Annotated in this window: 13 protein-coding genes and 1 pseudogene; 13 read left to right on the forward strand and 1 reads right to left on the reverse strand. The window is 45.0% G+C overall.

The window, feature by feature from the left end; translation table 11 throughout:
* The first annotated feature begins 14 nt into the window (after positions 1-14).
* The 9 genes from L5M38_RS08575 (at position 15) to fliJ (ending at position 10,083) form a co-directional block, all read left to right on the forward strand.
* A complete protein-coding gene (locus tag L5M38_RS08575; RefSeq protein ID WP_317630242.1) occupies positions 15-1,448 on the forward strand; it encodes a sigma-54 dependent transcriptional regulator in 1,434 nt (477 codons plus the stop codon).
* A 109-nt stretch (positions 1,449-1,557) separates the two neighbouring features.
* Positions 1,558-2,640: a sensor histidine kinase gene (locus L5M38_RS08580; protein ID WP_263178799.1), complete on the forward strand. Its 1,083-nt coding sequence runs from the start codon at positions 1,558-1,560 to the stop codon at positions 2,638-2,640.
* The gene (locus L5M38_RS08585) at positions 2,633-3,976 is read left to right on the forward strand and encodes a sigma-54-dependent transcriptional regulator (RefSeq protein WP_198572626.1); all 1,344 of its coding nucleotides are present in this window, start codon (positions 2,633-2,635) and stop codon (positions 3,974-3,976) included. The genes L5M38_RS08580 and L5M38_RS08585 overlap by 8 nt, the downstream gene beginning before the upstream one ends.
* A gap of 231 nt (positions 3,977-4,207) precedes the next feature.
* A complete protein-coding gene (gene fliE / locus L5M38_RS08590; protein ID WP_028761191.1) occupies positions 4,208-4,543 on the forward strand; it encodes a flagellar hook-basal body complex protein FliE in 336 nt (111 codons plus the stop codon).
* A 45-nt stretch (positions 4,544-4,588) separates the two neighbouring features.
* On the forward strand, positions 4,589-6,274 hold the full coding sequence (gene fliF / locus L5M38_RS08595) for a flagellar basal-body MS-ring/collar protein FliF (RefSeq protein WP_263178854.1): 1,686 nt from the start codon (positions 4,589-4,591) through the stop codon (positions 6,272-6,274).
* On the forward strand, positions 6,267-7,319 hold the full coding sequence (gene fliG / locus L5M38_RS08600; protein WP_263178800.1) for a flagellar motor switch protein FliG: 1,053 nt from the start codon (positions 6,267-6,269) through the stop codon (positions 7,317-7,319). Before fliF ends, fliG begins: the two co-directional genes overlap by 8 nt.
* The gene (fliH, locus tag L5M38_RS08605; RefSeq protein WP_263178801.1) at positions 7,306-8,301 is read left to right on the forward strand and encodes a flagellar assembly protein FliH; all 996 of its coding nucleotides are present in this window, start codon (positions 7,306-7,308) and stop codon (positions 8,299-8,301) included. The genes fliG and fliH overlap by 14 nt, the downstream gene beginning before the upstream one ends.
* Positions 8,270-9,607 carry a flagellar protein export ATPase FliI gene (gene fliI, locus L5M38_RS08610; protein WP_263178802.1) on the forward strand — a complete coding sequence of 446 codons (1,338 nt, stop codon included), beginning with the start codon at positions 8,270-8,272 and terminating at the stop codon, positions 9,605-9,607. Before fliH ends, fliI begins: the two co-directional genes overlap by 32 nt.
* Before the next feature lie 29 nt (positions 9,608-9,636).
* Positions 9,637-10,083, forward strand: coding sequence for a flagellar export protein FliJ (gene fliJ, locus L5M38_RS08615; protein ID WP_028761186.1), 447 nt, complete (start codon positions 9,637-9,639; stop codon positions 10,081-10,083).
* A 194-nt stretch (positions 10,084-10,277) separates the two neighbouring features.
* Here fliJ and L5M38_RS08620 read toward each other — a convergent pair whose 3' ends face one another.
* Complete coding sequence (locus L5M38_RS08620) at positions 10,278-11,177, reverse strand: hypothetical protein (RefSeq protein WP_263178803.1); 900 nt, start codon at positions 11,175-11,177, stop codon at positions 10,278-10,280.
* A gap of 535 nt (positions 11,178-11,712) precedes the next feature.
* Between L5M38_RS08620 and L5M38_RS24580 the strand changes: the two are divergent.
* From L5M38_RS24580 to fliN, 4 genes and pseudogenes are all read left to right on the forward strand, one after another.
* Positions 11,713-12,198, forward strand: a pseudogene (locus tag L5M38_RS24580) (flagellar hook-length control protein FliK); the annotation flags it as partial.
* Between the two features lie 84 nt (positions 12,199-12,282).
* Entirely contained in the window at positions 12,283-12,810 is a 528-nt protein-coding gene (gene fliL / locus L5M38_RS08630; protein ID WP_263168842.1) for a flagellar basal body-associated protein FliL, read from the forward strand.
* A gap of 39 nt (positions 12,811-12,849) precedes the next feature.
* Positions 12,850-13,878 (forward strand): flagellar motor switch protein FliM, encoded by a 1,029-nt coding sequence (gene fliM, locus L5M38_RS08635; protein ID WP_105251943.1) that lies wholly within the window; start codon positions 12,850-12,852, stop codon positions 13,876-13,878.
* A gap of 11 nt (positions 13,879-13,889) precedes the next feature.
* Complete coding sequence (fliN, locus tag L5M38_RS08640; protein ID WP_028761182.1) at positions 13,890-14,270, forward strand: flagellar motor switch protein FliN; 381 nt, start codon at positions 13,890-13,892, stop codon at positions 14,268-14,270.
* Positions 14,271-14,293: the final 23 nt, after the last annotated feature.

A 14,293-nucleotide genomic window follows, 5' to 3' on the forward strand; every position in this document is an offset into this window, starting at 1 on the left:
TTACGGCCTACTGAATGATGCAAACAGATCAACGAATTTTACTTATCGGCCCTCCATCAGAGCGATTAAATCGCCTGTGTTATATTTTGGATTTTTTAGGTGAGCAATTTGTACAAATTGATACCGAAAAATTAAGTGCTAGCCTCCAAGATACCCGTTTTCGAGCTTTAGTTATCCTAACTGATGTTATGGATGCTGATGGGCTTAAAAACATCGCAGGTCAACATCCATGGCAACCTATGCTGTTGCTTGGCAATGTTGACGATCTGCAAGTGTCTAACATTCTTGGACATATTGAAGAACCTTTAACGTATCCTCAGCTCACTGAATTATTACACTTTTGCCAAGTATTCGGTCAAGTTAAACGGCCTCAAGTCCCTACTAGTGCGAATCAAACAAAGTTATTCCGAAGCTTAGTGGGACGCAGTGATGGTATTGCGAATGTGAGGCACTTGATAAATCAAGTCGCAACATCTGAGGCAACCGTGCTTGTTCTGGGTCAATCGGGTACAGGTAAAGAAGTAGTCGCACGTAATATCCATTATTTGTCTGAGCGTCGTGATGGTCCGTTTATCCCTGTAAACTGTGGTGCTATACCGCCTGAGTTATTAGAGAGTGAGCTATTTGGTCATGAAAAGGGGTCATTTACTGGGGCAATCTGTTCTCGTAAAGGCCGTTTTGAATTAGCTGAAGGTGGTACACTATTTCTCGATGAAATAGGAGACATGCCACTACAAATGCAAGTGAAATTACTCCGTGTGCTGCAAGAGCGGGTATTTGAGCGCGTTGGTGGTACCAAGACTATTAATGCTGATGTACGCGTAGTTGCTGCGACACATAGAGATTTAGAAACCATGATCAGCGTTAATGAGTTCCGTGAGGATCTTTATTACCGCCTAAACGTATTCCCGATTGAAATGCCCGCGTTGTGTGATCGCAAGGACGATGTGCCTTTGCTATTACAAGAGTTAGTTAGCCGAGTCTATAACGAAGGCCGTGGTAAGGTGCGTTTTACGCAGCGTGCGATAGAGTCGCTGAAAGAACATGCTTGGTCGGGCAACGTGCGCGAGCTGTCTAATTTAGTCGAACGCCTCACCATTTTATATCCGGGTGGACTGGTCGATGTTAACGATTTACCTGTCAAATATCGCCATATCGATGTGCCCGAATATTGCGTAGAGATGAGTGAAGAGCAACAGGAACGTGATGCTTTAGCTTCTATCTTTAGCGATGAAGAACCGGTTGAAATCCCTGAAACGCGTTTCCCTAGTGAGCTGCCGCCTGAAGGTGTGAACCTTAAGGATTTGTTAGCAGAACTGGAAATAGACATGATACGTCAGGCGCTAGAGCTACAAGATAATGTCGTAGCTCGCGCTGCTGAAATGCTTGGAATACGCCGTACAACGCTTGTAGAAAAAATGCGTAAGTACGGAATGACAAAAGATTAGTTTTCTATTTTATTGTTATATAAGTTGTTTTAACCTCTAAAGTTCAATTTCCAATTTGGCATAGATACTGCAGTCACCCCGTCATAAGCAATTTTTTGACGGAGTGACTATGTCAGCCAACCCACTAGCGCAAATTGAGTCATTCAAGCACACTAGCAAACAATGGAACCAACTGCGTGAGGCCGCGAATATGTCCAATCGAATGGAGCATATTTTACAGGCTATGCCATCCGGCGTGGTGATTATCAATGGCGACGGTATAGTCACGGATGCAAATCCGGTTGCAGTTGAGTTACTTGAGCGCTCCTTGTGTGGTGTTCGCTGGATTGATGTGATTCACAGTGCCTTTGCGCCGCAGGACGATGATGGCCACGAAGTGTCACTGCGTAATGGCCGCCGCGTTAAATTAGCGATTACGCCATTGACGCCAGAGCCTGGTCAATTAATTGTGCTAACTGATCTGACTGAAACTCGGTTATTACAGAAAAATATCTCCCATTTACAACGTTTATCTGCACTGGGCAAGATGGTAGCAACTTTGGCTCATCAGGTGCGCACGCCTTTATCAGCCGCTTTGTTATACGCTTCAAACCTTGCGAGTCCGAAGTTATCCGATGCCGCTAAAGCTAAATTCCAACAAAAACTTGTTGATAGACTCAATGAACTCGAGCGGCAGGTTAACGACATGCTATTGATGGCGAAAGGCCGTCAGGATGAACTTGGAGATCTAATCTCATTGGCTGAGGTTATCGACAATGTTTTGGCAAATTGTGAGCCAATAGCGGCAAAGCAAGGCTGTGACTTGTTATTTGATGATGCGTCAAGCAGCTCGATGTTAGCTAATTCCAATGCATTAAGCTCGGCGATTAATAATTTAGTCATGAACAGCATAGAAGCCGGAGCAACTGAAATTCGTATCCAAGCGAAGGAAGAGGGCGAACGGTTATTATTGGACATCATCGATAATGGTAAAGGTTTAGACGCCACTATGCAGCAGAAGGTATTTGAACCTTTCTTTACGACTAAGTCGCAGGGAACTGGGCTTGGGTTAGCCGTTGTGCAATCTGTGGTGCGCAATCATGGGGGGCAACTGCAACTCAGTTGTGTACCGAATAAAGGCTGTACTGTGTCTTTAGTATTCCCACGGGCTAAATCCGCGGTGATATTACCTTTGGAGATTACCCATGTCTGAAGCAAAGTTATTGCTCGTTGAGGATGATGCTTCATTACGTGAAGCCTTGTTTGATACCTTAATGCTGGCTCAGTATGAGTGTGTTGATGTTGCCTCCGGTGAAGACGCTATTTTAGCCTTGAAACAACATCAGTTTGATTTAGTTATTAGCGATGTGCAGATGCAAGGTATTGGTGGTTTAGGTTTATTGAACTACCTGCAGCAGCATCATCCTAAGTTGCCAGTGCTGTTGATGACGGCCTACGCGACTATTGGTAGCGCGGTGAACGCTATAAAATTAGGCGCTGTTGATTATTTAGCCAAACCTTTTGCACCAGAAGTGTTACTCAATCAAGTCTCACGCTATTTGCCATTAAAACAAAATGTGGATCAGCCCGTCGTCGCTGATGAAAAAAGTTTAGCCTTATTAGCACTTGCTCAACGGGTTGCCGCCTCCGATGCCTCTGTCATGATCTTAGGTCCTAGCGGTTCAGGTAAAGAGGTTTTGGCCCGTTATATTCATCAACACAGTAGCCGTGCTAATCAAGCCTTTGTGGCCATTAACTGTGCCGCTATTCCTGAGAACATGCTCGAAGCCACCCTTTTTGGTTATGAAAAGGGTGCATTTACAGGGGCTTATCAAGCGTGTCCGGGGAAATTTGAGCAGGCTCAAGGTGGCACTTTGCTGCTCGATGAAATCTCTGAGATGGATTTAGGCTTACAAGCTAAGTTGTTGCGGGTTTTGCAAGAGCGTGAAGTTGAGCGTTTAGGTGGCCGTAAAACCATTAAGCTCGATGTGCGCGTGCTTGCCACATCCAATCGTGATTTAAAGGCAGTGGTCGCAGCTGGCGGATTTAGGGAAGATCTCTACTATCGAATTAACGTATTTCCTTTAGCTTGGCCTGCGTTAAGTCAACGTCCTGCAGATATTTTACCTCTTGCGCGTCATTTACTGGCTAAACATGCTAAGGCATTGAATGTTGCCGATGTGCCTGAGTTGGATGAGAATGCGCGTCGACGTTTATTGAGTCATCGCTGGCCTGGGAACGTACGTGAACTCGACAATGTGATCCAGCGTGCTTTGATATTAAGAGCCGGTCAATTGATCACTGCCAATGACATTATTATCGATGCGCAGGATGTGATTTTAAGCGGTGAAGATCTAGACCCATTTTCTTCTGAGCCAGACGGTTTAGGTGAAGAGCTCAAAGCTCAAGAACATGTGATTATTTTAGAGACCCTTAATCAATGCCAAGGAAGTCGTAAGTTAGTCGCCGAAAAGCTAGGAATTAGCGCACGAACCCTAAGATACAAGATGGCAAGGATGCGTGATATGGGGATCCAACTGCCAAATTAGTCTATAAATTCAAGTTATCATCCCGCAGCCTCCACATTGAGTGTGAGGCTGTATTTATTAAAAAACACAACCGCAAAAGTGGCCCATTTCATCCAAAATCCTTAGATATTGGCATCTTCTTATCCCGTCAATTTATTATCAATCACGACCATCTGAAAACTTGGCCGTTATTTTGCATTGTCCCGTTATCGGTATTTTGATCGTCAAGAATTCGACGACTGGGAGCTCAGCATGCAAATAGGCGCAAATTCATTCCTGCAGGAAATGCAGAAACTCCAAGGCGAAATAACGCCGTCGTTTGGCGTTCAGCCAAATATCATGCAGCAAGTGAATAACACCAGTGGTGCAGACTTCGGTCAGTTGCTATCGCAAGCCGTCGGCAATGTCAGCGGCTTACAGTCTGCATCGTCAAACCTCGCGACACGTTTAGAGATGGGTGATACTACCGTTTCTTTATCGGACACTGTTATTGCCCGTGAGAAAGCGAGTGTCGCTTTCGAGGCGACGGTGCAAGTGCGTAATAAGCTTGTCGAAGCCTACAAAGAAATAATGAGCATGCCTGTCTAGGCCAGTGAATAACCCAATTAGCAGGTACGAATCGTGAGTACAGAAATGATTGTCGGATCCAATTCCGGTTTAGCTGACCAAGGTGTCCAGCAAGAACATAAGTCAGGCATGATGGGAAATCTTGGCGGTGTCGATATGATGCGCCAAGTGACTATGATTTTAGCCTTAGCGATTTGTTTAGCCTTGGCGGTATTTGTCATGCTGTGGGCGCAGGAGCCAGAGTATCGTCCATTGGGTAAAATGGAAACTCAGGAAATGGTTCAAGTGCTAGATGTACTTGATAAAAATAAAGTTAAGTACCAAATCGACGTGGACGTTATTAAAGTTCCTGAAGATAAATATCAAGAAGTCAAAATGATGTTGAGCCGTGCAGGTATCGACAGTCCTGCAGCCAACCAAGATTTTTTGAATAAAGACAGTGGTTTTGGTGTCAGCCAACGTATGGAACAAGCTCGTCTTAAGCATAGCCAAGAAGAAAACCTCGCCCGTGCGATAGAGCAACTACAAAGTGTCAGTCGTGCCAAAGTCATTCTTGCGTTACCTAAAGAAAACGTCTTCGCCCGCAATGCCTCTAAACCGAGTGCAACAGTGGTGATCAATACCCGTCGCGGTGGCTTAGGCCAAGGTGAAGTCGATGCTATCGTCGATATTGTTGCTTCTGCAGTACAAGGTTTAGAACCATCAAGGGTGACGGTAACTGATTCTAACGGCCGTTTATTGAACTCAGGCAGCCAAGATGGCGCGTCTGCGACGGCTCGCCGTGAACTTGAATTAGTACAGCAAAAAGAAGCTGAATATCGCACTAAGATTGAATCGATTCTGGTGCCAATTCTAGGTCCTGATAATTTTACCTCTCAAGTCGACGTCAGTATGGATTTTACTGCTGTTGAGCAAACATCAAAGCGTTTTAACCCTGATTTACCAGCACTGCGCAGTGAAATGACCGTTGAAAATAACACCACTGGTGGCTCTTCTGGTGGGATCCCTGGCGCGTTATCCAATCAACCGCCAATGGAGTCAAATATTCCAGAAGATGCGACTAAAGCGACCGAGTCTGTCACCGCAGGTGGTAATTCGCACCGTGAAGCGACCCGTAACTTTGAATTAGATACCACCATTAGCCATACCCGCCAGCAAGTTGGCGCAGTGCGCCGCATTAGTGTGTCAGTGGCGGTGGACTTTAAACCTGGTGCCGCTGGAGAAAATGGTCAAGTAGCTCGTGTTGCCCGTACCGAACAAGAACTGACCAATATCCGTCGTTTGCTTGAAGGCGCGGTTGGTTTTAGTTCACAACGGGGGGATGTGCTGGAAGTGGTAACAGTTCCCTTTATGGATCAATTGGTTGAAGATTTACCTGCACCTGAGCTTTGGGAGCAACCTTGGTTTTGGCGTGCGATTAAGCTTGGGATTGGTGCGCTAGTGATTTTGGTGCTGATTTTAGCTGTGGTACGTCCTATGCTGAAACGCTTAATCTATCCTGACAGTGTGAATATGCCTGAGGATGGCAGATTAGGTAATGAATTAGCAGAAATTGAGGACCAATATGCGGCTGATACGCTAGGGATGCTCAATACTCAAGAGGCGGAATACAGTTATGCTGACGATGGCTCAATTCATATCCCTAATCTTCACAAAGATGATGATATGATTAAAGCTATCCGTGCGCTCGTGGCGAATGAGCCTGAGCTCTCTACTCAAGTCGTGAAAAACTGGTTACAAGACAATGGCTGAGAATAAAACGAAAGAAGTGGCTCCTGCGGCCGCACCTGCCTTTAATATCAAAGATATTAGTGGCGTTGAAAAGACCGCTATTTTACTCCTCAGTTTGAGTGAGGCTGATGCTGCATCCATTTTAAAACACTTAGAGCCGAAGCAAGTGCAAAAAGTGGGTATGGCCATGGCGGCAATGGATGAGTTTGGTCAGGAAAAAGTTATCGGGGTACATAAGCTGTTTCTTGATGATATTCAAAAGTATTCTTCAATTGGTTTCAACAGCGAAGAGTTCGTCCGTAAAGCCTTAACCGCTGCGCTGGGTGAAGATAAAGCGGGTAATCTGATTGAACAGATTATCATGGGCAGTGGCGCTAAAGGTTTGGACTCGTTGAAGTGGATGGATGCACGCCAAGTGGCGACCATTATTCAAAACGAACATCCACAGATCCAAACCATTGTTTTGTCTTATCTAGAACCCGATCAAGCGGCGGAAATTTTTGGTCAATTCCCTGAGAATACCCGCTTAGACTTGATGATGCGTATTGCAAATCTTGAAGAAGTGCAGCCCGCTGCACTGCAAGAGTTGAACGACATCATGGAGAAACAGTTTGCCGGTCAAGGTGGCGCTCAGGCCGCGAAAATGGGTGGCTTAAAAGCGGCTGCCAGCATAATGAACTATTTAGACACGGGTATCGAAAGCCAGTTGATGGAAACCATGCGCGAGTCTGATGAAGAAATGGCGCAGCAAATCCAAGATTTGATGTTTGTATTTGAAAACTTAATTGATGTCGATGACCGCGGTATTCAAGCCCTGTTGCGTGAAGTGCAGCAAGATGTACTGATGAAGGCGCTTAAAGGCACAGATGATCAGCTGAAAGAAAAAATCTTGGGTAACATGTCAAAACGTGCCGCTGAATTATTGCGTGATGATCTTGAAGCCATGGGCCCAATCCGCATCAGTGAAGTGGAAGTCGCCCAAAAAGAAATCCTGTCTATTGCTCGTCGCTTAAGTGACAGCGGCGAAATCATGTTAGGCGGCGGTGGTGGCGATGAGTTCCTCTAATCCGAGCGATAATAAATTGCAGAATAAGGTCTTGAGCGAAGGAGATGTCGAATTTAGTCACTGGGTACTGCCAGATGTGACTGAAGCCGATGATGATTCTATCTCAAATCTGTTCGGCCATTCGAATCATCAAGCCGCTAAGTCGACTACAGTGGAAAGTGTTTCTCCACCGACTATGGCTGAGATTGAAGACATTCGAGCCCAAGCCGAAGAAGAAGGCTTTAGCGAAGGTAAGCAGCAAGGGTATGAGCAAGGGCTAGAAAAAGGGCGTTTAGAAGGGTTAGAGCAGGGCTATACTGAAGGGCTCGCCCAAGGGCATGAGCAAGGATTAGAAACCGGTTTAGCCCAAGCAAAAATATTGCTCTCGCGTTTTGAAACCTTATTAGCCCAATTTGAAAAACCATTGCAATTGCTCGATGGCGATATTGAACTTTCGCTACTGAACCTGAGTATGACATTAGCGAAATCTGTCATTGGCCACGAATTAAAAACTCATCCAGAACAAGTGCTTTCGGCATTGCGCTTAGGTATAGAATCGCTGCCGATAAAAGAACAAACGGTCACAATCCGCTTGCATCCTGACGATGTTATTTTAGTCGAACAACTTTATTCCAGCGCTCAATTGACCCGCAGTAAGTGGGAACTTGAAGTTGACCCTTCCTTAAGCCCAGGTGACTGTATTCTCAGTAGTCATCGTTCTTTAGTCGATTTGACCCTCGCATCGCGTATCGATGCTGTGTTTGAGTCCTTACGGAACCAACATGCTCACTTAAGTGACAAGCAGCGTCAATTGCAAGAGGCTATAGAGGTTGAAGATACCGCTAAACACGTTGCGGCTTCTGAGGCTGTGGGATCTGAGCTTGATGATCAGGTTGTCGATACGGTTTCTCAACATGCTGAGGATATACAATCTGCCTCAAACACAGGTGAGCAATTAGAGGCAAAATCAGATGCAAAATCGTCAACACCAATTGCTGAATAGGCTGAATCACCATCAGGATAAAGTGCCGCCATTTCGAGCTGTGGCCAATGGTCAACTCGTGCGTGTTGTTGGCTTAACCTTAGAGGCGAGCGGTTGCCGTGCGCCTGTGGGCAGCTTATGTTCGATCGAAACCATGGTGGGCGAGTTAATTGCAGAAGTCGTCGGCTTTGATGGCGAACTATTATATTTAATGCCCATTGAAGAATTACGTGGTGTATTGCCCGGTGCGCGGGTTGTGCCTTTGGGGGAACAAACTGGACTCAATGTTGGTTTATCCCTGCTAGGACGCGTACTTGATGGTAACGGCGTGCCTTTAGATGGTTTAGGCGCGTTGCAAACCGACCAACAAGCGCCAAGACATAGCGCTGCCATTAATCCCTTATCTCGCCGTGCCATTACTGAACCGCTGGACGTTGGCGTTCGCGCTATCAACGCTATGCTGACTGTGGGCAAAGGCCAACGTATGGGCTTGTTTGCGGGCTCAGGTGTAGGTAAGAGTGTGCTCTTAGGTATGATGACTCGCGGTACTACCGCCGACATTATTGTGGTTGGGCTAGTGGGTGAGCGTGGCCGGGAAGTGAAAGAGTTTATTGAGGAAATTCTTGGTGAGAAAGGTCGAGCGCGTTCAGTCGTTGTTGCTGCGCCTGCGGATACATCGCCTCTGATGCGCCTTCGCGCCTGTGAAACCTCGACTCGTATTGCCGAATACTTCCGCGATTTAGGCTATAACGTTTTATTGCTTATGGACAGTTTAACGCGCTACGCCCAAGCGCAGCGGGAAATTGCTTTGGCTGTGGGTGAACCGCCTGCGACTAAAGGTTATCCGCCTTCTGTGTTTGCAAAATTGCCACGTTTAGTTGAGCGCGCCGGAAACGGTGGCCCTGGGCAAGGTTCAATTACGGCATTTTATACTGTGTTGACGGAAGGAGACGATCAACAGGATCCCATTGCCGATGCTTCGCGGGCGATCCTCGATGGTCACATTGTCTTGTCACGTTCGCTTGCGGATTCGGGGCACTATCCTGCAATTGATATTGAAGCTTCTATTAGCCGAGTCGCGCCTATGGTGATCTCCAATGAACATTTGGAGGCGATGCGCCGCGTGAAACAAACCTATTCTTTGTATCAGCAAAATCGAGATTTGATTTCTATTGGGGCCTATGCCCAAGGAAGCGATCCTCGCATTGATAATGCGATACGACTGCAGCCAGCAATGAATGCTTTTTTGCGACAAACCATGCGTGATGCATTTAGCTTTGCCGATAGCCAAGTCATGCTTGGGCAACTTGCTGCACAGTGCAAATAATGGCGTCATCGAATTAATTGAGGTCTAGTATGGCTAACGCCGATCCCTTGTTGTTAGTGTTAAAGCTTGCCAATGATGCCGAAGAACAAGCGGCTTTATTGTTAAAATCTGCGCAGTTAGAGTGTCAAAAACGGTTGAATCAACTCAGTGCTCTAAATAACTATCGCTTAGAATACATGAAGCAAATGCAATCCCAGCAAGGTCAAGCCATTAGTGCTAGTCACTATCACCAGTTTCACCGTTTTATTCGTCAGATTGATGACGCAATTATCCAGCAAAATCGCGTCGTAGCCGATGGTGAAAAGCAAAAAGAATATCGACAACAACATTGGTTGGAAAAGCAAAAAAAACGTAAGGCAGTAGAATTACTCTTAGCCAGTAAAGAGAAGAAGCGTCAAGTGGTTGAACAAAAAAGGGAGCAAAAAATGACCGATGAATTTGCTTCCCAGCAATTTTATCGCCGTCATCAACGTTAGTGAAATGATAGGCATCTTTACTGCTCGCGAGCCGGATAGGCTCTTTAGTTTTTTGTATTGATGGCATAAGCATCAATTTGACACCTTCCAGAGTTAATTCTTTTCGATATGCTGTCGTAAAACCTGATGTTTTGGCATCTTATTTGCTTTGATTTAGTCCATGACCCTGCAACCGCAGTGTTTAATTGACGTTTCTACCTAGCCATTTTCTTTTTTGCTGGGTGATGTTTGGGAGCACTTATGCAACAAATGACCAATATCCTGTTAAGTAAAACAGGCAACTCTGCGGCCAATTCCGCTAAGACATCTTCCCAAGAGTCTAATAATGAAGACTTTTCATCTACACTTGCGTCAGTCACCGCTAGCTCATTTTCTATTTCTGCGTCTAAAAAAACCATTGCTAACACTGATGATACTGTGCAGGTTACCTCTGCTGATAAAGTAAAAGATGACGATATATCAACTGATGACGCCGACGTAAATCTCATTTTTGCCCAAATTAGCATGGCAAATGATATGAAGAAAACGGCATCTGATGGAGATAGTTTGCCGCTAGCATTTTTAAATGCTGAAGAAGATATAACTGGTGAAGAAAATATTGATACTTCATCAGCGTTATTAACCGGCTCAGCATTGGCATCTACTGTTTCTGATAATTCAACATTGGCATCTACTATTTCTGCTGATTTAGCATTGGCCTCTACTGTTTCTGCCGATTCAGCATTGGCCTCTACTATTTCTGCTGATTCAGCATTGGCACCTACTGTTTCTGATAATTCAACATTGGCACCTACTATTTCTGCTGATTCAGCATTGGCACCTACTGTTTCTGATAATTCAACATTGGCACCTACTATTTCTGCTGATTTAGCATTGGCATCTACTGTTTCTACTGTTTCTACTGTTTCTACTGTTTCTACTGTTTCTACTGTTTTTGCTGAGATTGAACTGGCATCAGATATAGATGAAGCTGGTTTTTCTGCTGAATTACAAAAGTTAGTTTCTACTAGCCCAGATATGGCAGCAATTTCATTCGCAGATGACGTGAAACCATCTTCTTTGACTGATAAGTCACTCGTACATATTCTTCCCATAGACCCAAATATACTTGAAGCGTCAGCGGATAGTGATGCTGTGATTGATCCAAATTTGACCGATGACGCTTCAGAATTACCTTTAGAAGACACTGAGCTTGTCTCTGCCACTGAAGTCGGGGTGAGTATAGATGAGTCTTTAGTTGAGAATGAGGTCACACTTAATGCTGTGATTAATCAAGCGGGCTTAGCGAACAGTGCAACGATAAAGTCGGCAACCAACACTGCGGCAAAAGCAACGACTAGCAGCTCGACAGTGAATAGTCCCAATACGGGTAATATCGCTACCTCGGGAAATACTTTCGACCTGAATACCTTAGGCTCTTCAATTTCATCTGAACCATTAGGTACAACATCTGTAACAGAAAGTGATCTTGATGGGAGTCCCAATTCCGATTTGGCTGCTAACCTATTACTGAAAGATGCTAAATTAACGGTTGCGATGGATATTCCCAGAGACGAAAGTTTTATGGATGATAGTAATACTTTCTCAGAACTTAAGTCGACATCATCCATACAGACACTCTCGATGTCACAATTAAATCGCCAAGAAACCATGCAAGTTCAGCTGTCATTGCGTCAAGGAGTAGAACAGCAAAACCAAATGCAGGAGATGATCCAACGATTTTCACCTGTGATGAAGCAGCAATTGATTACTATGGTGAGTCAAGGCATCCAACATGCGGAAATCCGGCTCGATCCACCTGAACTTGGGCATATGTTGGTAAAGATCCAAGTGCATGGCGACCAAACCCAAGTACAGTTTCATGTTACTCAGCCGCAAACGCGCGATCTGGTTGAACAAGCTATGCCAAGATTACGTGAGTTATTGCAAGAGCAAGGGATGCAGTTGGCTGACAGCCATGTTTCTCAAGGCGATCAAGGTGAGCGTCGGGAAGGTAGTTTCGGTGATGGCGGCAGTTCAAATGCGGCTGATATGGATGAAATCTCGGCAGAAGAGTTACATTTAGGTTTAAATCAAGCGATTAGTGTAACTTCAGGTATAGATTATTACGCTTAAGCAGGTAACCTATAGCAATGACTGACATAATTACGTTTCAAATAAAACTGTAATGAGTTTCCGCCTAAATTAAAGAGAATAGTGATGGCTAAGGAAGAATCGTTAGAACTTGAAAGTACTGAAGGGCCTAAGAGTAAGAAGAAACTATTTATTTTTGCTGGTCTAGGCGTTTTAGTCGCGCTGTTAATCGGTGGCGGCGTCTGGTTCTTTATAGGAAGCGGTACCGAAGAGGTTCCCGCCGTAGCTGCCGATGGTGCAGTTCAGGCTGAAGTTCCAGCATCAGGAGCAGTGGCTACCGCATCATACGTGCCTATGCCGCGTCCTTTCTTATTCAACTTACCTGGGCCTGATAGGGCTCGTTTAGTTGAGATTAAAGTGCAGCTTATGGTGCGTGGTACCGATGATGATGTGCTAACACAAAAACATATTCCGCTGATTGAAGATGCGCTTTTAACGACCTTTAGTGGTGCAGATGTACAAAAGCTCAGCACGCAAGCGGGGAAAGATGAGTTACGGCAGTTAGCACTTTTGAGTGTGCAAAATACTCTACAGTCAGTAACTGGGCGTAAGGTTGTCGAGAAAGTACTATTTACCGGTTTTGTAATGCAATAATCCTTTAACTTCAGCACCAAAAGAGGCGAAGGCAATATAGTGAGTGATTTATTAAGCCAAGACGAAATTGATGCGCTATTGCACGGGGTTGATGACGTCGATGATGACGAAATTGACGCTGTTGGAGAAGATGCCCGTTCCTACGATTTCTCTTCCCAAGATCGAATAGTTCGTGGGCGTATGCCGACGCTGGAAATCGTGAATGAGCGTTTTGCGCGCCATTTGCGCATCAGCATGTTTAATATGATGCGCCGAGCGGCCGAAGTGTCGATCAACGGTGTACAGATGCTCAAGTTTGGTGAGTACGTACATACGCTTTTTGTTCCTACTAGCTTGAATATGGTGCGTTTTAGCCCACTCAAAGGCACTGCATTGATCACCATGGAAGCGCGACTGGTATTTATCCTAGTGGATAACTTCTTTGGTGGCGATGGGCGTTTCCATGCCAAGATTGAAGGGCGAGAATTTACGCCGACAGAAAGACGAATCGTACAGTTACTGCTTAAGATTATATTTGAAGATTATAAAGATGCTTGGGCGCCCGTAATGGATGTTGAGTTTGATTATTTGGACTCTGAAGTCAATCCCGCCATGGCGAACATTGTTAGTCCTACCGAAGTTGTGGTGATTAATTCATTCCATATTGAAGTCGATGGAGGCGGTGGTGATTTTCATATCACTATGCCTTACTCCATGATTGAACCTATCCGAGAGTTACTCGATGCGGGTGTGCAAAGTGACAAGCAAGATACTGATATGCGTTGGTCACAGGCATTACACGATGAAATCATGGATGTGAAGGTCGGGTTCGATGCCAATATTGTTGAACATGAATTAACGCTCAAAGAGGTCATGAATTTTAAAGCGGGCGATATTATTCCGATTGAGTTACCCGAGTTTATCATGATGAAAATCGAGGATTTACCGACATATCGTTGTAAAATGGGCCGTTCTAGAGATAACCTAGCGCTTAAAATATGTGAGAAAATCCCTCGGCCTGAGACAGTTAAATCTGAGCTGCAATTGGTGACGCGTAAGGGTAAATCTCGTGATATATCAGAATTATAAGGTGAAGTAAGATGAGCACAGACGATACGGATGATTGGGCAGCAGCAATGGCAGAACAAGCGTTAGAAGAAGCCAACGCAATTGAACTCGATGAGCTGGTTGATGATTCAAGACCTATTTCTAAGGCTGAAGCGGCTAAGTTAGATACAATTTTAGATATTCCTGTCACCATTTCGATGGAAGTGGGCCGTAGCTATATTAGTATCCGAAACTTATTACAACTTAACCAAGGTTCTGTGGTTGAGTTAGATAGAGTCGCAGGTGAACCGTTAGATGTGATGGTCAATGGCACGCTTATCGCTCACGGTGAAGTGGTGGTGGTAAACGATAAATTCGGTATTCGCTTAACGGATGTGATCAGTCAAACTGAGCGAATTAAAAAGCTTAAATAATTCGAGATGTAAAAGTCGTTGGA

It is taken from the genome of Shewanella sp. SM101 (assembly GCF_025654465.1).
GTDB lineage: Bacteria > Pseudomonadota > Gammaproteobacteria > Enterobacterales > Shewanellaceae > Shewanella > Shewanella oncorhynchi.

What these genes read in the sequence shown, in the direction of transcription:
- L5M38_RS08575 (WP_317630242.1), top strand. Translation starts at nt 15, where the DNA reads ATGATGCAAACAGATCAACGAATTTTACTTATCGGCCCTCCATCAGAG.
- L5M38_RS08580 (WP_263178799.1), top strand. Translation starts at nt 1,558, where the DNA reads ATGTCAGCCAACCCACTAGCGCAAATTGAGTCATTCAAGCACACTAGC.
- L5M38_RS08585 (WP_198572626.1), top strand. Translation starts at nt 2,633, where the DNA reads ATGTCTGAAGCAAAGTTATTGCTCGTTGAGGATGATGCTTCATTACGT.
- fliE (WP_028761191.1), top strand. Translation starts at nt 4,208, where the DNA reads ATGCAAATAGGCGCAAATTCATTCCTGCAGGAAATGCAGAAACTCCAA.
- fliF (WP_263178854.1), top strand. Translation starts at nt 4,589, where the DNA reads ATGATTGTCGGATCCAATTCCGGTTTAGCTGACCAAGGTGTCCAGCAA.
- fliG (WP_263178800.1), top strand. Translation starts at nt 6,267, where the DNA reads ATGGCTGAGAATAAAACGAAAGAAGTGGCTCCTGCGGCCGCACCTGCC.
- fliH (WP_263178801.1), top strand. Translation starts at nt 7,306, where the DNA reads ATGAGTTCCTCTAATCCGAGCGATAATAAATTGCAGAATAAGGTCTTG.
- fliI (WP_263178802.1), top strand. Translation starts at nt 8,270, where the DNA reads ATGCAAAATCGTCAACACCAATTGCTGAATAGGCTGAATCACCATCAG.
- fliJ (WP_028761186.1), top strand. Translation starts at nt 9,637, where the DNA reads ATGGCTAACGCCGATCCCTTGTTGTTAGTGTTAAAGCTTGCCAATGAT.
- L5M38_RS08620 (WP_263178803.1), bottom strand. Translation starts at nt 11,177, where the DNA reads ATGGGAAGAATATGTACGAGTGACTTATCAGTCAAAGAAGATGGTTTC.
- fliL (WP_263168842.1), top strand. Translation starts at nt 12,283, where the DNA reads ATGGCTAAGGAAGAATCGTTAGAACTTGAAAGTACTGAAGGGCCTAAG.
- fliN (WP_028761182.1), top strand. Translation starts at nt 13,890, where the DNA reads ATGAGCACAGACGATACGGATGATTGGGCAGCAGCAATGGCAGAACAA.